The sequence below is a fragment of the Bacillus sp. FSL K6-1366 genome, from assembly GCF_037976695.1.
GTDB lineage: Bacteria > Bacillota > Bacilli > Bacillales > Bacillaceae > Bacillus > Bacillus subtilis.
The window spans coordinates 3,214,284-3,232,286 of the sequence record NZ_CP150268.1; the positions used below are offsets into that span (position 1 = coordinate 3,214,284).

The following is an 18,003-nucleotide window of genomic DNA, read 5'->3' on the forward strand; positions in this document are numbered from 1 at the left end:
TTAATGCTTTTGTGCTTTTGGGCACGAAAGCATTATAACAGAAAAAAACGAAAATCTATGTTTTTTCACAATTATGAATATAAAAGAAGTGAGCACAGGGCGTGCTCACTTTACAATCAGGACGGGTATATCCGATTTCGCTGAAAGCTTTTCACTTACACTTCCGAATATTAGCTTTTTCAGCCTGTTTTGGTCTCTGCTTCCGGTTACGATCATATCGGCAGAAATGCGGTTTGCATGCTCGATAATTGATTCAGCCGGATCGCCTTCTAATATATCGATATCTCCATCTGCCTGCTGTTCATTCAGCATCATTCTGGCTTCGGCGATGACTTCTTCCGTACGGTCTTCATAGATCATTGGCTCAGGTGATGTTACATCAGATATCAGCGGATCAGGAACACTTGTCATGCCTCCGCTGATATAGCTTGCCTCAGCTGCGGGTCTGGGCGGGTCGATGACGGTCTGATTGTCTTTCATATCATGTGAATGGGCGACGGTAATAGCGGCATTTACGGTTTTAGCAAGATCAATGGCTGTCGGAAGCGCTTTCTTACTATTTTCACTTCCGTCAAACGCAACAATGATACGGTCAGCATGGAACATCCTTCTCACCCTTTCAAAGCGTCTTACAACACTACTACCCGAATTTGAGCACAATTAACCTTTTCCTATTCAAGTAATGATTGACAATAAAAGGTTTTGTTTATATGATGATAAAAAGATGAAATCAGAATGGAAGGAGGGTTTGCTATGCCAAGGAATTTGCGTGTTTATCAAACAGTTTCATATTGGCGCGGCAAACCTTTTGTTCTGTTTTCGTGAACGGTTTTTTAGGTCGGACCGCGCGCTGAAAAGCGCTGTGCGTAACATATCGGTTAAAAAAGGCATGGAGCTGACGCTTCATGCCTTTTTTATATACAAAATCTAAGGAAAGACAGGTGTATGGGATGTGAAGACAAATACAGAGGCGAGGGCAGTTCGTGCCAAACTGGATGAAAAAAGCTGCAAGGAAAAAATAGAAGGCGGCTGATGAGGAGATGGGGATAGATGTTTTCAGTTTTGAAAAAGCTTGGCTGGTTTTTTAAGGCGTACTGGCTGCGCTATACGATTGCGATTGTCCTTTTATTAGCAGTCAATGTCATTGAAATGTTTCCGCCTAAGCTCTTGGGGAACGCCATAGATGATATGAAAGCAGGGGCATTTACTGCGGAAGGGCTGCTGTTTTATATCGGTATCTTTTTTGTGCTGACGGCGGCTGTGTATATCATGTCTTATTTTTGGATGCATCAGCTGTTTGGCGGAGCGAATCTGATGGAGAAAATTCTTCGTACGAAGCTGATGGGGCATTTGCTGACTATGTCGCCGCCGTTTTATGAAAAAAACCGAACAGGCGATTTAATGGCACGAGGGACAAATGATCTTCAGGCCGTCAGTTTAACCACAGGGTTTGGCATCTTGACGTTAGTTGATTCTACGATGTTTATGATGACGATCTTTTTGACAATGGGGTTTTTGATCAGCTGGAAGCTGACCTTTGCCGCCATTATCCCGCTTCCAGTCATGGCGATTGCAATCAGTCTATATGGAAGTAAAATTCATGAGCGGTTTACTGAGGCCCAAAACGCGTTCGGGGCGCTGAATGACAGAGTGCTGGAATCTGTTTCAGGCGTGCGGGTGATTCGCGCGTATGTTCAGGAAACAAACGATGTTCGCCGGTTTAATGAAATGACCGCTGATGTTTATCAGAAAAATATGAAAGTGGCTTTTATTGATTCACTGTTTGAGCCGACGGTAAAACTGCTTGTCGGCGCAAGCTATCTGATTGGGCTCGGCTACGGAGCGTTTCTTGTATTCCGGAACGAGCTGACGCTTGGAGAGTTAGTGTCCTTTAACGTTTATCTCGGCATGATGATTTGGCCGATGTTTGCAATCGGTGAACTCATTAACGTGATGCAGCGCGGCAATGCGTCATTAGATCGGGTAAATGAAACTCTTTCTTATGAAACGGATGTGACAGATCCAAAACAGCCCGCTGATCTTAAAGAGCCTGGAGATATCGTTTTCAGTCATGTCAGCTTTACATATCCAAGCTCAACAAGTGACAATCTTCAGGATATTTCATTTACGGTGCGAAAAGGGCAGACTGTCGGGATTGCCGGTAAAACCGGGAGCGGAAAAACGACAATTATTAAGCAGCTTTTGCGCCAGTACCCTCCAGGTGAAGGGAGCATTACATTTTCAGGCGTACCGATTCAGCAAATCCCTCTTGACCAGCTCCGCGGATGGATCGGATATGTGCCGCAGGATCATTTACTGTTTTCACGGACTGTAAAAGAAAATATTTTATACGGAAAACAGGATGCAACTGATAAAGAGGTTCAGCAAGCCATTGCCGAAGCACATTTTGAAAAAGATTTGCACATGCTTCCGTCCGGTCTGGAGACAATGGTCGGTGAAAAAGGCGTGGCACTGTCAGGCGGGCAGAAACAAAGAATTTCGATTGCGAGAGCACTCATGGCGAATCCGGAAATCTTGATTCTGGATGATTCACTTTCCGCTGTAGATGCCAAAACAGAGGCTGCAATTATCAAGAACATCAGAGAAAACCGCAAAGGAAAAACGACATTTATTTTGACGCACCGATTATCCGCGGTAGAGCACGCTGACCTGATCCTTGTGATGGACGGCGGCGTCATTGCTGAGAGAGGCACGCATCAAGAACTGCTGGCCAATAATGGGTGGTACCGGGAACAATATGAAAGACAGCAGCTGTTCACTGCGGAAGAAGGGGGAGCAGGGGCATGAAAATAGGAAAAACGTTATGGAGATACGCACTTCTTTATCGAAAATTGCTGATCACAGCCGTCCTTTTGCTAACTGTTGCCGTCGGTGCAGAACTGACTGGGCCCTTTATTGGCAAAAAAATGATAGACGACCATATCCTCGGCATTGAGAAAACATGGTATGAAGCTGCGGAAAAAGATAAAAATGCCGTTCAGTTTCACGGCGTCTCATATGTCAGAGAGGACCGATTGCAGGAGCCTGTTTCAAAAGCAAAAGAAGCACATATTTATCAAGTGGGAATGGCGTTCTATTTTGTTGATCAGGCTGTCAGCTTCGACGGGAATAGAACGGTTTCTGACGGGAAGCTGACGATCACAAACGGAGACAAGAGCCGGACATATGCTGCCGAAAAGCTGACTAAGCAGGAACTTTTCCAGTTCTATCAGCCGGAAATAAAGGGAATGGTGTTACTGATCTGCCTGTATGGGGGCTTGCTTGTGTTTTCGGTATTCTTTCAATACGGACAGCATTATCTGCTGCAGATGAGCGCCAATCGGATTATTCAAAAGATGAGGCAGGACGTGTTTTCGCACATACAGAAAATGCCGATTCGCTATTTTGACAACCTTCCGGCCGGAAAAGTCGTTGCGCGGATTACCAATGATACGGAGGCTATTAGGGATTTATATGTCACAGTGCTTTCAACATTTGTGACAAGCGGAATCTATATGTTCGGGATATTCACGGCTTTGTTTCTGCTTGATGTGAAGCTTGCGTTTGTATGTCTGGCAATTGTGCCGATTATCTGGCTGTGGTCGGTCATATACCGGAGATATGCGTCATATTACAACCAAAAAATCCGCTCGATCAACAGTGACATTAACGCAAAAATGAATGAGTCAATTCAAGGCATGACCATTATTCAGGCTTTCCGCCATCAAAAGGAAACAATGAGAGAATTTGAGGAATTAAATGAATCACATTTTTATTTCCAAAACAGGATGCTGAATTTAAACTCCTTAATGTCCCATAATCTGGTCAATGTCATCCGCAATCTTGCGTTCGTCTGTCTGATCTGGCATTTTGGCGGTGCGAGCCTGAATGCGGCGGGGATTGTTTCTATCGGTGTGCTGTACGCGTTTGTCGATTATTTGAACCGGTTATTTCAGCCGATCACAGGCATCGTCAATCAGTTTTCAAAGCTGGAGCTTGCAAGGGTCTCCGCCGGGCGTGTTTTTGAACTGCTTGAAGAAAAGAATACGGAAGAAGCGGGTCAACCGGCGAAGGAGCGCGCGCTGGGGCGGGTTGAATTTCGTGATGTGTCATTTGCGTATCAAGAAGGTGAAGAGGTATTAAAGCATATTTCCTTTACAGCGCAAAAAGGCGAAACCGTAGCGCTCGTCGGCCATACCGGATCAGGAAAAAGCTCGATTTTGAATCTTCTGTTTCGTTTTTATGATGCGCAAAAAGGGGATATTCTGATTGATGGGAGAAGCATTTACAACATGTCAAGACAGGAACTCAGATCCCATATGGGCATTGTGCTTCAGGACCCGTACTTATTCTCGGGTACAATCGGATCTAATGTAAGTCTGGATGACGAAAGAATGACTGAAGAAGAAATAAAAAATGCACTGCGGCAAGTCGGTGCTGAGCCGCTTCTTAAGAAGCTTCCGAAGGGCATTAATGAGCCCGTGATTGAAAAAGGCAGCACGCTATCCTCTGGAGAGCGACAGTTAATTTCTTTCGCTAGAGCTTTGGCGTTTGATCCCGCGATCTTGATTTTAGATGAGGCAACGGCGCATATTGATACAGAGACAGAGGCCGTAATCCAGAAGGCGCTTGATGTCGTCAAACAAGGACGCACCACCTTCGTCATCGCTCACCGGCTTTCAACAATCAGAAATGCTGATCAGATTTTGGTTCTTGATAAAGGAGAAATTGTTGAGAAAGGGAACCACGAGGAATTGATGGCATTAGAAGGCCAATATTATCAAATGTATGAACTGCAAAAGGGACAGAAACATTCCATTGCATAATGCTCAAAAAACCCAAAACAATTGTGTTTTGGGTTTTTGGTTTATGTAGTCAATAAGCCAGTCCGACACGGTATCCGACATACTCACCTGTAACGAGCTCACGATATAAAAAGTCCGCAGTATCGCCGACCGAAATGCTTGTGCCGCCCTCAGGCAAAACGTTACGCTCCGTACGATAAACGCCGGTTGCTGTTCCGTCCGGGAGGTAAGTGGGGCAGATGATTGTCCAGTCTAATGATGATTCTTTAAGCATTTCGTATACTTTTGCATGCTCCTTGGCTGCGCGGGTCTGCTTTCGTTTCGATTCATTTGTTTCAAACCGGTATTTTCCCGGTTCATATCGGGAATCTAGGATCCCTGCGGTGCCGATCGTAATAAGCCGTTTGATATGCTGTTCCTCCATAGTGGAGATAATGTGTGCCATAGCAGTTGACAAGGTATCATCACCATCTGTGCCTAGACAGCTGATCACGATTTCAGCATTCTCCATTATTTTTTTCACATCTTCTAAGCGGCGGGCGTTCCCCATGACGGTTCTGTCTTTTGAAAGGGGAAGATCAGCATGTTGAGATCTGGTCAGAGCGAAAATATCAAATCTTTCATCTGCTGCAGCTTGTGTTAAAAAGGCTTGTCCGACGCGGCCGTTGGCTCCTAATAAAGCGATTTTCATCAAAAAACCTCCTCGCCTTTCATTATAAAAGGATGTTCTCAGTTTGAACAGCGCGGGAAAGAATACCTGTACAAATAAACAGAACGATGGGAAACATATTCATGAATCATGGATACACTTACGAACTGAACCAGCTCCCAATTCACAATGGTGATGAATGACACCCCGATTCCCTCCCTTTTTTTCTAGGATATGTGGAGCAGGAAAAAAGGGTGACAAAATAAAGAGAGCGCGGAAACCGCGCCCTCTATAGCCATATATTGAATTGTTATTGAACTCTGCCGCCCATTTGCTGCTGAGCGAAAGATACTAAACGTTTTGTAATTTCTCCTCCGACAGAACCGTTAGCGCGAGAAGTTGTGTCCGCTCCAAGGTTAACGCCGAATTCAGAAGCGATTTCAAGTTTCATTTGATCGATAGCCTGAGCTGCGCCAGGAACTAGTAAGTCATTTGAAGAGTTTTGGTTAGCCATGTGTAAAATCTCCTTTTTTGTTTAGTATGGTTGGGTTAACTGGAGTTGCACCAATCTGTGAACCCTTCTCGGGTGTCACTGCCGCCTCGGCGTAACCCAATGCTTTGCCGGCTTGTTACTACGTATTATGTTAAAATGTCCGGAAACTCATGCGGAGAATTGTGTGGTAAATCTTGAGAAAGAAAAAAAGCTTAGCCGTTTAGGCGGCTAAGCTAGTCATAAATATGAAAAAGCATCAGTTCATGTATCTCGTTTGTAAGAGCAGGCTCGTCAGCGCGGGCGGGAAACAAGTCTCCCCATTCAATCTCACCGCTCTTATGATAGATGCCTTCATAATGGGTCCCTTTATAATAAAATGAAATTTTCCATCCGGGCAGCTTTTCTTTTGGGAACAAAGGTTTCCAGCTGAAATGAGAAATCATTACGGCCACGCTCCTTACATTTGGTATCAATTGACCTAAATAAAAACGGCTTATGTTCATTGTATCATTGTTTCAGAACATCATTGAAGAGGCCTAAATATGCAGTTTGTCCCAGCTTTGGATAAAGATAAGCCCGCTTTATTAAAAAAGCGGACAGGTTACGAAGGCCACAATGCTTCAGGAGATATGATTGCCTTCTCAGATAAATATGACGCGTATTCAAAGCTTCTTCGTTTTGTAAGAGAATCAACATGATGCAAATTTGGATGAGAAAAAATGCTTCGGCCCGGGCGCGAATTCGCTTCAAACATCCATACTTTACCGTTCTGATCAATGCCAAAATCGAAACCGATCTCCCCGATAAACCCCTCGATATGATCATGAAGGACATGGCTTGCCGTCAGTGCCGCTGCAGAAAGCTTTTTAATGACCTCAACTCTTTCAGCGGGATCATCGTATACTTCCGCAAGTGTCTTTACAGTGCCGCCGTTAGAAAGATGTGTTGTAATGCTGTTCTTTCCGGAAATTTTTACGGCGATTGCTGTCACTGTCCATTTTCCTTTTCTGTTTTTATTGGTATGGACACGGAAATCCGCTGGTTTGCCTTGAAATTCGATGAGATCAACACCTTGCTGAATGAGAAAGTCGGACGGGTTGTGATGTTTTTGAAATTCTGCAAGGAATGAGGCGGCATCGGAATAATCAATTGATGTAAAAGTTTTGGCGTCATTCGTATGCTTTACCGTCAGGCCGCCATCTGTTCTTGTCAGCTGATAAATGCCGGTGCCGAGTGCTCCATTTGCCGGTTTGATATAGACTTTTTTGTATGCGCCACAGAGCTCATCTATCAGCTCCACAGACGGTGTCAGCTCGGATCTAGGCAAAAAGGGTGCCGTTCTTGGATCTTTTTCGAGCAATTGATGAACGTTCCATTTATTGAAAAACGTTTTATTAAACCATGGGATCTGATATTCATCGATCAGCCTCTTTTTTGTATGTTGCAAGAGAAGTGAATCTTCAATTTTTCGGTTCGGCAAACGGTCATAAACGACGTTCGGCAATGGAACGATTTTTTTCTCCCAGCCGTTTTCCCTGTAAAGGAGGCCTTCAATCGTGCCTTCCTCCCAATTGATTTGGTGCGCGCCAAAAACGAAGCAGTAGCCCCCGGCTTGCTCGTGTAACGTGACAAGCTTAGAAAAAAAGAGGGAACGATCCTTAAATGGGCGTTCAAGAGATACAGTAAACCCTGCCGTAAAGATGCCGACTAACGGCCCGATATGCACTGTATGATCATGAATCAGTATATCTGCCCTGCTTCGGTGGGGAAGCAAAAGCTCATGAAACAGATTTTCAGAGAGAAGCACGGTTTGTTCCAGATGCCGTCTGTAAGCAACGTGGCATCTGACAACCTTCGTTCCGAATGCAGCATGCAAAAGTCCGTCTTGCTTCAGCGAAGAGGGCAGAAACAGGGTGTTTTCACTGGTTTTGTCTATGCCGATCAAAAACCGTTTAGGATTCACGCGGAAGAACTCCTTTCTGGCTTTGCTCAGAAAACAGATATTGGCAGCGCTTTAGGGGACAAGTGTACAGCTGTTCTTTTTGCTCGGGAGAGACACGCAGGATTGACTTTCTGCCTGGTTTGGAATTGATATCTAAAATCCAAATTCTCCCGTCCTTAGCAAGACATATATCAAGACCGAGTTCAAACAACGGCCCATAGCGCTCGTCAAGATAATACGGAACCGATTGGGTAATCGAAAACACATCATCTAGTAAGACCACTTGCTGTTTTTTCGGTATATCTTCAAACCAGGAGTCAAATGTCAGCGCATCAGATCCGCCTGACAAATTGGCCAGCAGCCCGTGTTTGTATCCGCGTCTTACTGCCTTTCCGACTGTATTCCATTCACCTGCTTCGTTTTTTTCCATAAACAGACGAATATCACAAGGGTATTGTTCCTTATCTTGAATGTTTAAGTAAGGCTGAAGCAAATATTGATGCTGAAGCACTTTTTTGCACCATGTTTTAAAAGAAGTCTGGTTGGAAAACGTTTTTGTCTGCTTATCCTTTCCGATGTGATAAGTAGCAGTGATGTTTTTCTTGCCCAGCTTCAAAAGAATCACGCCTCTGCCTCCCGCGCCGAATGCCGGTTTAAGGATGCAGGCTTTTTCTTTGGATAAAAAGGAGTGAATTTGTTCGTAGCGGCTCACCTTTATCGTTTCGGGAATATAGGGATTGATTACAGAGTGCTGCTGCAAATCGTGAAGGACGGTCCACTTATCGGGAAGACCCCGCCCGATAAATTCCGTTTTCGGATATTTTTTGAGCCACTCAACGATTGGTTTTGCTTTTTGGGAATGTGAATCCTTGCCGTAAAAACAGCGATCATAAATATAATCTGGAATCGCCATTTCAGTTTCGTTCCATGTGCTGCTGGCCGAATGATAGACCGATGCTTTGACACGCAAAGTGTCAGGTGAAATATCAAATGGTGTAAACCGGATGAAACGTATGCCGAATTCGGGTGCTCTTTTGGCCAGTTCTGCGGAATAATCCGCTTCATGCTGGCGGGATAAGGACATAAAACCGAGTGTTATCATGGTGAGACTCCCCCTTTTATTCAAAAGCTGCCGGCGGGTGTCCGCAGCTTTACACTAAATACATGTAAGACGAACGCAGCTGACGGTATTCTACTTTACAGAATACGATTCTCCACCTTGCCCTATTCCAAAAGAACAAGCTGATTTTCTAAGAACAGGAATTTGTCTCCTCGTTTGCTAAGTGATTGCATGAGCCTCTATAATACGTATAGGTACATAATCTATATGAAAAAAGCTGAAGCACAGATGGAGGAAGATGAATAGGAATGGGTATTGCAGGAACCTTTATTTTTATGATCGTGATCGGCGCTGCCATTGGGGCGGTGACCAATCATTTAGCAATTCAAATGCTGTTTAGGCCGTATAAAGCGTACTATTTGTTTGGGAAGCGAGTTCCTTTTACGCCCGGGCTGATTCCAAGACGGCGAGATGAGCTTGCAAAACAAATGGGACTGATGGTAGTCAATCATCTCTTAACCCCTGCAGGCATTAAAAAGCGGCTCGTCTCTGATGCAGCCAAAACGCAGGCTCTTCGCGTGGGGGAACAGCTGATTCAAAAGCTGTCACTTTCTGAAGTGATAGTAAAAGAAGCGCTTGAAAAAGCCGGGATGAAGCGCCCCGAAAAAGCTGCTGATGCATGGATCAGCAGCTGGACCGATGATAAGCTGAATGAGCTTTTCCGCCAATACGGGGATCAATCGTTAAAAGAGCTGGTGCCTTTAGAGGTGCAGGAAAAGCTTGAGGAAAAAATTCCGATGATTTCAGGATATATATTGTCACGGAGTGTCCGTTATTTTGAAAGTGATGAAGGAAAAATCCGTCTTGGCAATATGATTGATGACTTTTTAAAAGAGCGCGGCATGCTTGGAAGCATGGTGCAAATGTTTCTTGGCAATTCAAGCCTTGCGGATCGCGTGCTGCCGGAGCTGCTGAAATTCTTGCGCAATGAGGAAACAAATAAATTGCTTTCTGATCTCTTAAAAAACGAATGGGGCAAGCTGAGGGAGTATACGTTTAATGAAGCAGATGAAAAATGGAATGCAAAGGCTCTCATTTTCAGTTTGAAACGAAGAGTGCTGCAAGCATTTTCGACTGCCCCTTTCTTCGACAATACGATTGGCACGCTTACCGTCCGCTATGAATCTGAGCTGACCCAGCAAATGCTGCCGGCACTGTTAGACAAATTGCTTGAAGGGATTTCGTCCAACCTTGAAAGTGCCTTAAAACGGTTGCATCTTGAGGAAATCGTCAAGGAGCAGGTGGATCAGTTCCCGGTGGAGCGTCTTGAAGAAATGGTGCTGTCCATTTCAAAAAAAGAATTTAAAATGATTACCTATTTGGGGGGGCTTCTCGGCGGAATTATAGGCGCGATTCAAGCATTGTTTGTCATCCTTTTTTAAGAAGAAATGGGTTTTGATTAATGAAAGGAGCTCCATAGTCTGTTATAGTGGAGTGGTATGTCAAACGGCAATGATGAAAGGAGCTATTTACAATGGCTGTTAATTTTTATGATGTAGCATATGATCTGGAAAATGCATTACGCGGGAGCGAAGAGTTCACCCGTTTAAAAAACCTTTACGACGAAGTTAACGCAGATGAATCAGCGAAGCGCATGTTCGAAAACTTCCGTGATGTACAGCTTAGACTCCAGCAAAAACAAATGGCAGGAGAAGAGATTACACAAGAAGAAGTGACGCAGGCTCAAAAAACAGTTGCGCTTGTACAGCAGCACGAAAAAATTTCTCAGCTGATGGAAGCGGAGCAGCGCATGAGCATGCTGATTGGTGAATTGAACAAAATCATTATGAAGCCTTTAGAAGAGCTTTACGGCAGTGTTGAAGGCTAATAAGCAAAATCCCTTCTTGGATAAGAAGGGATTTTTTATTCATTCAGCAAACTTGGAAATCCAATGAATCTTTTACCTCTCCCTTGATGATCACTGATAATGTATGAATTCCTTTGTAATGCTTTCTGGTGGTTAAATCCTTAAAGGATTGGATTCTTGTGTATGATTTCGTTTCGTTTTTTCGTATATTTGTTTCTGTTATTTTAAATACTTTCTGATGACGCTGGCCTCTTGCTTTTACAAAATCAATTGCGTACTCAATTCTTACTTTTTGATCCCTGTCTGAATGAATATAGAAAGAAAATTCAAGGCTTTCGCCAATAACTATACGTTTGGGCTGGCATGTTAAATCATGTAGTTGTATCGAATCAGCATTTTCATAACCAAAAAGCGCTAAGGCCTGTTTATCACCCTTTTTTAATAAGGTCCGATAGGCGTGTTTGATAATCCAGTCTGTATGGGGATGTGTTCCGTACCATTGATCTGCGACTTTTCTCAGTAAATGAGGATGCGTTTTTGATATATCATTAAGGTTGTTGGCCACGCTTTTTCTTACATATAAGGACTCGTCCTGCATCAGCTTCTCAAGGATCGGCAATACGGGGGAAGGGTCCGATTTCAAAGCCGGTATCGATTTTCCCCATGGCAGGCGGGGCCTGCTGCCTTCGCTCGCAAGTCTTCTCACGTGTTCATTTTTATGCTCAGACCATGCAAGCAATTGTGCAATCATCTTTTCTTGATCTAACAGCAAAAAAGGCCTTACAGCAAATTCTGAGGTCGAATATTGCGTAAAGTATTCCAATGCCTTTATTGATTCTTCCCAATGCGCTAACCCGTACTGTTCCACATAATCTGGAAATAAAATTCCGCTGAGTCCTTTAAAATGAGGGGCTGTATCCCGTAAAATTGTGAGCGCTTCAACGTATTGTTTTGGCAAAGTTTCGTATAAAGAAACTGTCACGCGGCGCATCCGCTCTTTTAAAGTGAGTTCAGGCCAGTCCTCCAGCCGTAAAGTATCCAAGAATCTGTTTTTGTTAAAATCAGGATAGGATGACCTTACATGATGGATCAACTGAGATATCAGTTCTTCATTATATATTTCTTTTAAATCAGCCATATAAACACCGCTTTTTCGTTTATTATTTATATTGTATGGGAATGTACGTTCTGGATCAAGTGTATAGTCCTAAAAATTAACAACTGATCCTACCACGGATATACAAAAGTTGGTTACTTTTTTTAGTTAAAAAAACCCTTGTCATCGGAAAAGAAAACTGAGATAATAACATTGAAAGCGCCTACACTTACCTATTTCAAATGGATACGGTCGCATATCATGCCGTTATATAGAGGGGATAAGCAACAGAGAGTAAGTGTTCGGAGCGCATCATTGGTCAAACAAGGGGTTCCTGATACATGATTTTTCGTAAATCGAAATAACGATATTAGGGAGAATGGCTGCTTCGATCGTATCCTATCAACAAGCCATACATAAAGTCTGCTGAGCCAGGCTTTTTTTGCTTTAAGAAAAGGTTGTTCTAAACACAGAGACAGGGTCATATCCTATACACAAGTACAGTCATCAAGGAGGGGGACATCTCTGTGTCAAAACAATTGCTTGCCTTAAATATAGATGGAGCGCTGCTTCGGTCGAACGGGAAGATTCATCAGGCAACGAAAGACGCGATTGAATATGTAAAGAAAAAAGGGATTTACGTCACACTTGTGACCAACCGTCATTTTCGCTCAGCACAGAAAATAGCGAAATCGCTAAAGCTTGATGCCAAGCTGATCACCCATAGCGGGGCATATATCGCTGAGAAAATTGACGCCCCGTTTTTTGAAAAAAGAATTTCTGATGATCATACCTTTAACATTGTTCAAGTGCTGGAGAGCTATCAATGTAATATTCGGCTTCTTCACGAAAAGTATTCCATCGGAAACAAGAAAAAGGTGAATTCGAATTTATTGGGTAAAGCACTCATTCATCCGTCTGACCCGATCTTTTATCCAGTCCAGTTCGTTGAATCATTAAGCGATCTCCTCATGGATGAGCCGGTGAGTGCACCCGTCATCGAGGTGTACACGGAGCACGACATTCAGCATGACATTACAGAAACGATTACAAAAGCCTTCCCTGCGGTGGACGTGATTCGCGTAAACGATGAGAAGCTGAATATCGTCCCGAAAGGTGTCTCGAAGGAAGCGGGTTTGGCCCTCGTCGCTTCAGAGCTGGGCCTGAGTATGGATGATGTCGTGGCCATTGGGCATCAGTATGACGATCTGCCGATGATCGAACTTGCCGGTCTTGGGGTAGCGATGGGGAATGCCGTTCCGGAAATTAAGAGAAAGGCAGATTGGGTTACAAGGTCCAATGACGAGCAAGGTGTCGCTTATATGATGAAGGAATATTTCCGAATGCAGCAGCGAAAAGGATTTCTTGATAAGTTCCACATGAAACGTGTGTAAATAAGCCGCTCGCACCCTGACAGGTGCGGCGGCTTTTTTGCCGGATTGATTTTAGCAGTTTATTTCTGTACACTAAAGAAAGTTTTGAATCTGATAAATTAGGTGATGAAGTTGCAAATTAAAATAGAAGGCATACATGATGACCGCCTGCATCGGCCTCTGCAAAATATTGCAAATTTGTTTTATGAAGAGTGCGAGCTTGCGTATGGCGGAGAGGAGCCCGCAGATTTTGTCATTTCTTTAGCGTTGTCACAAACGGATGAGCATGTGACGGTTTCGGGAGAAGTGAAGGGAACTGGCATAAAGGAACAGCATACAAAATTCTTTTCTCCCGGCATGAATGAAAAAGAAGCTTTTAAGCAAGTGAAAAACACAATTTCTTATGTGTATCTCAATCTTCTTCAGGCGCATACGGGCATTACGCAGAAGTGGGGAATCCTCACAGGAATCCGGCCCACAAAGCTGCTTCATAAAAAACTGCAAAGCGGAATGTCCAAGGAGCAAGCGCATGCTGAGTTGAAAAAAGACTATTTAATTCATGATGAAAAAATCATGCTAATGCAGGAAATTGTTGACCGTCAGCTGGCGGCAGTTCCGGATTTGTACCGAGTAAAGGATGAAGTCAGCATTTATATCGGCATTCCGTTCTGCCCGACAAAATGCGCGTATTGCACATTCCCTGCGTATGCCATCCAGGGACAGGCAGGCAGAGTCGGCTCATTCCTATGGGGACTGCATTACGAAATGCAGAAAATCGGTGAATGGCTGAAGGAGCATGATGTTAAGGTTACAACCATTTACTTTGGCGGCGGGACGCCGACAAGCATTACAGCGGAGGAGATGGATCTGCTGTATGAAGAAATGGTCCGCTCATTCCCGGATGTGAAAAACATTCGTGAGATTACGGTGGAGGCCGGTCGTCCTGACACGATTACAGAAGAAAAACTCGCCGTTTTAAACAAATATGACATTGATCGGATCAGCATCAATCCGCAATCCTACGAAAACGAAACGCTAAAGGCGATCGGGCGGCACCATACGGTTGAAGAGACCATTGAGAAATATCATCTGTCACGCCAGCACGGCATGAATAATATTAACATGGACTTGATTATTGGTTTGCCTGGGGAAGGCGTGAAGGAGTTCAGGCACAGTCTTTCAGAAACAGAAAAACTGATGCCGGAATCCCTTACCGTTCATACTCTTTCATTTAAACGGGCGTCAGAAATGACGAGAAACAAGCATAAGTACAAAGTTGCCGGCAGGGAAGAGGTTTCTCAAATGATGGAAGACGCGGTAGCCTGGACGAAAGAGCATGGGTACGTGCCTTATTATTTATACCGCCAGAAAACATTCTTGGAAACCTTGAAAACGTCGGATACTCTTTGCCGGGACAAGAAAGCATCTACAACATTATGATTATGGAAGAGGTGCAGACGATTATTGGCATCGGCTGCGGCGCTGCTAGTAAATTTATTGATCGGGATACAGGGAAAATTACGCATTTTGCGAATCCGAAAGATCCGAAATCGTACAATGAGCGCTTCGAGCACTACACGGACGAAAAAATCAAATATTTAGAGCAGATTTTTGAAAAAACGACAAAGCAGCACTGATTACAGTGCTGCTTTTTTTATCCCTGTTTTTTTGCGGGCTGAACCTCAGGCTTCCATTTAAATACCTTGTTCAGCAAGCGGTAAATTCGTTTTGATTCCTTTGTGACAAGCGGTCCCAAAATCGCCAGAATGAGGACATATAATGCGGCAAACGGCTTTAATGTGGCCGACAGTCCGCCGGCTATTCCGAGATTCGCAACGATAATCGAAAATTCTCCCCGCGATACGATCGTCAGCCCGATATTCGATGAAGCCTTATGAGAAAGCCCTGCGCGTCGTCCTGCCACCATTCCGGCGATAAAATTTCCCAGAATGGTCAAAATCACTGCACCCAACGCAAGCCAAACCGCTTCACCAAGCGAAAACGGATCGATGCTGAGGCCGAAGCTGAAAAAGAACATCGCACCGAAGAAGTCGCGAAACGGAACAACGAGGTGTTCAATCCTATCGGAATGCTCTGTTTCTGAAAAGACCAAACCGAGCAGCAGCGCGCCGATTGCTTCTGCTACATGAATCGTCTCTGAAAACCCGGCGATAAAAAAGAGTGCTGCGAAAATGACGATAATAAACACTTCGTTTGAGCGAATGTCCAACAGTTTGTTCAACAGCGGCGGGAGTTTTCTTGCTGCGATAAAAAACAGCAGCATATAACCGAAGGCGATCAAAATGGACAAGAGTGCACTCCCTACGGATGTCGCATCACCTAGTATAAGGCCGGAAACAACGGACAGATATACGGCAAGGAAAATATCTTCAAACATGATGATGCCGAGAATCAATTCGGTTTCCGGGTTGGCGGTTCTTTTTAAATCAACGAGCACTTTTGCGACAATCGCACTTGACGAGATTGTGATGACGCCTGCGAGGATGAGGACTTCCAGAAAGGAAAATCCGGTGATAAACCCGTAAAGCAGTCCGAGGCTGAAGTTAATCAAAATATAAATCGTCCCGCCGACCGCGATTGATTTTCCTGATTTGATTAACTTCCCGACAGAGAATTCGAGTCCGAGATAGAAGAGGAGGAACAGTACGCCCATTCGCCCGAAAAACTCGATGATTTCACTGCTTTGAATAAATGTTAGATCAATAATCCCCATTTTCGGCGCGTGCGGTCCAACAAGCATTCCCAGCACAATCAGAAACGGAATAATCGAAAATTTAATTTTATTGGCGATCACACTGGCGATTGCCACAAGCACAAGTGCAGTTCCGACTTCAAATACAAGATGGTCCATCGGGGCTCACACGCCCTCTCCAGAAAGAAAATCGTGAATCAGTTTCTTCAGATGCTTTCTCTCACCTGAGAGGACAAGGGTGTCATTTTCTTCAATAATCGAATCCGCTCCGGGATTTAGGAGCTTTTCCTGGTTGTGTTTGATAATCGCAATAACAGTGACATCGTAATTCTGGCGAACATCAAGCTCACCGAGTGTGCGTCCGATCGATTTGGCGCCTTTTTCGACCTTAAACCATTCAATAATAAGATCGCTGAAGGCCATTTCGATGGACTCCAGAGCTTGCGGTTTATAGACCATGCCCCCGAGAATAGCTGCAATTTGCCTTGCTTCAGAATCATCCAATGAAATATTTGAAAGAAGCTCATCCGGGTCCCGGTCATTAAACCGGTAAATTTCCCTTCTTCCGTCATCATGAATGATAATCGTCATTTTTTCGTGGCTTCTTGTTTCGATTTCAAACTTTTTGCCGATGCCCGGCAGATCGTTTTCTTTAATATTCAATGAAAATCCCTCCGAATGTAGTGTTGGCAGTATGGGGTGAGTTACAAATAAAACTTGAGCAAATTATATTCGGAGGTAATTAGACTGGTATTTGACAGGGACAGCACAAGCCTTTTCCAGCCTGTTTATCAGCGGTTCGTCAAGTGGTTTGACAGAGAGATGCCTGACAGACTGTGCCAGCGGGCTGTACTCTTTGATCAGCTCAGCCGGGTGAATGCTGCCCGGCGACGGCGTTTTTGCCGATTGTGTTTCCTGCGGATATGAGGACATAGGCACATAGCTGTCAGTGCTTGCTTCAAACTGGGAAGGCAGAACCACGTCCGAAGGGGGAAAGTACACCATAAATAAACTTAACAGAAAACTGATCAGCAATTTATCCATGTCCTTTCCTCCCTTCTCATCAAGATATCCCTTCTTTTTCACTATATAAAACTTTATGTTTCCATTCAAACAATATGCATTTTTCAGTATCTATTGACCTTGAAAAATAAAAAGGTTTATTTGGGGATGGCGGGGAATGTATAGGAGAAAGAAAAAAGTAAGCGCATACATGGAGGTGCTTTTAATGGAGTTTGTTCAATATGCATGTAATGGGGCCGTTGCAGAGATTATCCTGAATCGGCCTGATGCCCATCACGCCCTGAATGAACAGATGCTGTCTGAATTGAAGGAGGCAGTCGAAATGGCGGCTGCAAGCGAGGCGCTCATCGTTCTCCTGAGAGGAAGCGGGAAAGGCTTTTCGGCCGGCGGTGATATCAGGATGATGACGTCAGAGCATGACCCTGACCAATTTAAACGGCTGATGGATACGATTGAGGCTGTCACCCTGAATTTATATCAGATGAAGAAAGTGACAATTGCAGCCATTCATGGTGCTGCTGCGGGACTGGGCCTGAGTTTGGCGCTTTGTGCGGACATTGTGCTCGCTGAAAAAAACGCCGTTCTCGCGATGAATTTTATCGGCATTGGGCTTGTTCCGGACGGCGGAGGACATTATTTGCTGAAGAAAAGAATCGGTGAAGCAAAAGCGAAAAAACTGATTTGGAGCGGAAAAAAACTATCTGCCTCGGAAGCTGCCGATATGGGGCTTCTTGATGGGACATTTGCCGGAGACCCTGCCGAAGGCGCAAGACCCATTATCGAAACCCTGTTGGCCTCCCCTCTTTTGGCGATGATCGAAACGAAAGGTATTTTTCAAAGCCTCCAAATTGAAGAACTGAAAAAAGTGCTATCCCTTGAGCGCAGCGCCCAAGAGAGAATGAGAAGGACCAAGGATCACCAAGAAGGAATCCGTGCCTTTTTAGAAAAACGGGAGCCGAAGTTTCAAGCGTAACAGATCAGC

The 18,003-nt window shown here is 44.3% G+C and carries 17 protein-coding genes and 2 pseudogenes; 8 read left to right on the forward strand and 11 right to left on the reverse strand.

Features of this window, described 5'->3' with window-relative positions; all coding sequences use genetic code 11:
• Positions 1–105: 105 nt before the first annotated feature.
• Positions 106–606 (reverse strand): universal stress protein, encoded by a 501-nt coding sequence (locus MHI44_RS16800; RefSeq protein WP_339202463.1) that lies wholly within the window; start codon positions 604–606, stop codon positions 106–108.
• A 163-nt stretch (positions 607–769) separates the two neighbouring features.
• Between MHI44_RS16800 and MHI44_RS16805 the strand changes: the two genes are divergently transcribed.
• The 3 genes from MHI44_RS16805 to bmrD all read left to right on the forward strand — a co-directional run bounded on the left by MHI44_RS16805 (position 770) and on the right by bmrD (position 4,826).
• Positions 770–931 (forward strand): hypothetical protein, encoded by a 162-nt coding sequence (locus tag MHI44_RS16805; protein WP_010886461.1) that lies wholly within the window; start codon positions 770–772, stop codon positions 929–931.
• A 119-nt stretch (positions 932–1,050) separates the two neighbouring features.
• The gene (bmrC, locus tag MHI44_RS16810; protein ID WP_273797432.1) at positions 1,051–2,808 is read left to right on the forward strand and encodes a multidrug ABC transporter ATP-binding protein BmrC; all 1,758 of its coding nucleotides are present in this window, start codon (positions 1,051–1,053) and stop codon (positions 2,806–2,808) included.
• Positions 2,805–4,826, forward strand: a complete 2,022-nt coding sequence (gene bmrD / locus MHI44_RS16815; protein WP_088325507.1) for a multidrug resistance ABC transporter ATP-binding protein/permease BmrD — start codon at positions 2,805–2,807, stop codon at positions 4,824–4,826. Before bmrC ends, bmrD begins: the two co-directional genes overlap by 4 nt.
• 49 nt (positions 4,827–4,875) lie before the next feature.
• Here the strand turns inward: bmrD and MHI44_RS16820 are convergent, their stop codons facing one another.
• The 6 genes from MHI44_RS16820 to spaC all read right to left on the reverse strand — a co-directional run bounded on the left by MHI44_RS16820 (position 4,876) and on the right by spaC (position 8,991).
• Entirely contained in the window at positions 4,876–5,496 is a 621-nt protein-coding gene (locus tag MHI44_RS16820; protein WP_339202464.1) for an SDR family oxidoreductase, read from the reverse strand.
• A 38-nt stretch (positions 5,497–5,534) separates the two neighbouring features.
• Positions 5,535–5,660: a hypothetical protein gene (locus MHI44_RS16825; RefSeq protein ID WP_003245136.1), complete on the reverse strand. Its 126-nt coding sequence runs from the start codon at positions 5,658–5,660 to the stop codon at positions 5,535–5,537.
• Positions 5,661–5,764: 104 nt separating this feature from the next.
• Complete coding sequence (sspB, locus tag MHI44_RS16830) at positions 5,765–5,968, reverse strand: beta type acid-soluble spore protein SspB (RefSeq protein ID WP_003233287.1); 204 nt, start codon at positions 5,966–5,968, stop codon at positions 5,765–5,767.
• 212 nt (positions 5,969–6,180) lie between these two features.
• Complete coding sequence (locus MHI44_RS16835; protein ID WP_010886462.1) at positions 6,181–6,399, reverse strand: YheE family protein; 219 nt, start codon at positions 6,397–6,399, stop codon at positions 6,181–6,183.
• Positions 6,400–6,548: 149 nt separating this feature from the next.
• Positions 6,549–7,910, reverse strand: a complete 1,362-nt coding sequence (gene yheD / locus MHI44_RS16840) for a spore coat associated protein YheD (protein WP_015715592.1) — start codon at positions 7,908–7,910, stop codon at positions 6,549–6,551.
• A complete protein-coding gene (gene spaC / locus MHI44_RS16845) occupies positions 7,900–8,991 on the reverse strand; it encodes a spore coat associated protein SpaC (RefSeq protein ID WP_003245845.1) in 1,092 nt (363 codons plus the stop codon). The genes yheD and spaC overlap by 11 nt, the downstream gene beginning before the upstream one ends.
• A 266-nt stretch (positions 8,992–9,257) precedes the next feature.
• On the opposite strand from spaC, the gene MHI44_RS16850 reads away from it, so the two are divergent.
• Positions 9,258–10,391 (forward strand): DUF445 domain-containing protein, encoded by a 1,134-nt coding sequence (locus MHI44_RS16850; RefSeq protein WP_339202465.1) that lies wholly within the window; start codon positions 9,258–9,260, stop codon positions 10,389–10,391.
• Between the two features lie 92 nt (positions 10,392–10,483).
• Positions 10,484–10,837: a YlbF family regulator gene (locus MHI44_RS16855; RefSeq protein WP_003224239.1), complete on the forward strand. Its 354-nt coding sequence runs from the start codon at positions 10,484–10,486 to the stop codon at positions 10,835–10,837.
• A gap of 43 nt (positions 10,838–10,880) precedes the next feature.
• Here MHI44_RS16855 and MHI44_RS16860 read toward each other — a convergent pair whose 3' ends face one another.
• Positions 10,881–11,954, reverse strand: coding sequence for a DNA alkylation repair protein (locus tag MHI44_RS16860; RefSeq protein WP_339202466.1), 1,074 nt, complete (start codon positions 11,952–11,954; stop codon positions 10,881–10,883).
• 485 nt (positions 11,955–12,439) lie between these two features.
• Between MHI44_RS16860 and MHI44_RS16865 the strand changes: the two genes are divergently transcribed.
• The gene (locus tag MHI44_RS16865) at positions 12,440–13,306 is read left to right on the forward strand and encodes a Cof-type HAD-IIB family hydrolase (RefSeq protein ID WP_003233277.1); all 867 of its coding nucleotides are present in this window, start codon (positions 12,440–12,442) and stop codon (positions 13,304–13,306) included.
• A 111-nt stretch (positions 13,307–13,417) separates the two neighbouring features.
• Positions 13,418–14,922 (forward strand): annotated as a pseudogene (locus MHI44_RS16870) (coproporphyrinogen III oxidase).
• 17 nt (positions 14,923–14,939) lie between these two features.
• On the opposite strand, the gene khtU reads toward MHI44_RS16870, so the two are convergent.
• The 3 genes and pseudogenes from khtU to khtS all read right to left on the reverse strand — a co-directional run bounded on the left by khtU (position 14,940) and on the right by khtS (position 17,062).
• Positions 14,940–16,157, reverse strand: a complete 1,218-nt coding sequence (gene khtU / locus MHI44_RS16875; RefSeq protein ID WP_003233272.1) for a K(+)/H(+) antiporter subunit KhtU — start codon at positions 16,155–16,157, stop codon at positions 14,940–14,942.
• A gap of 6 nt (positions 16,158–16,163) precedes the next feature.
• Positions 16,164–16,661: a K(+)/H(+) antiporter subunit KhtT gene (gene khtT, locus MHI44_RS16880; RefSeq protein WP_003233269.1), complete on the reverse strand. Its 498-nt coding sequence runs from the start codon at positions 16,659–16,661 to the stop codon at positions 16,164–16,166.
• 63 nt (positions 16,662–16,724) lie between these two features.
• Positions 16,725–17,062 (reverse strand): annotated as a pseudogene (gene khtS, locus MHI44_RS16885) (K(+)/H(+) antiporter modulator KhtS).
• Positions 17,063–17,226: 164 nt separating this feature from the next.
• On the opposite strand from khtS, the gene MHI44_RS16890 reads away from it, so the two are divergent.
• Entirely contained in the window at positions 17,227–17,994 is a 768-nt protein-coding gene (locus tag MHI44_RS16890; protein WP_003245167.1) for an enoyl-CoA hydratase, read from the forward strand.
• The last annotated feature ends 9 nt before the right edge of the window (positions 17,995–18,003 follow it).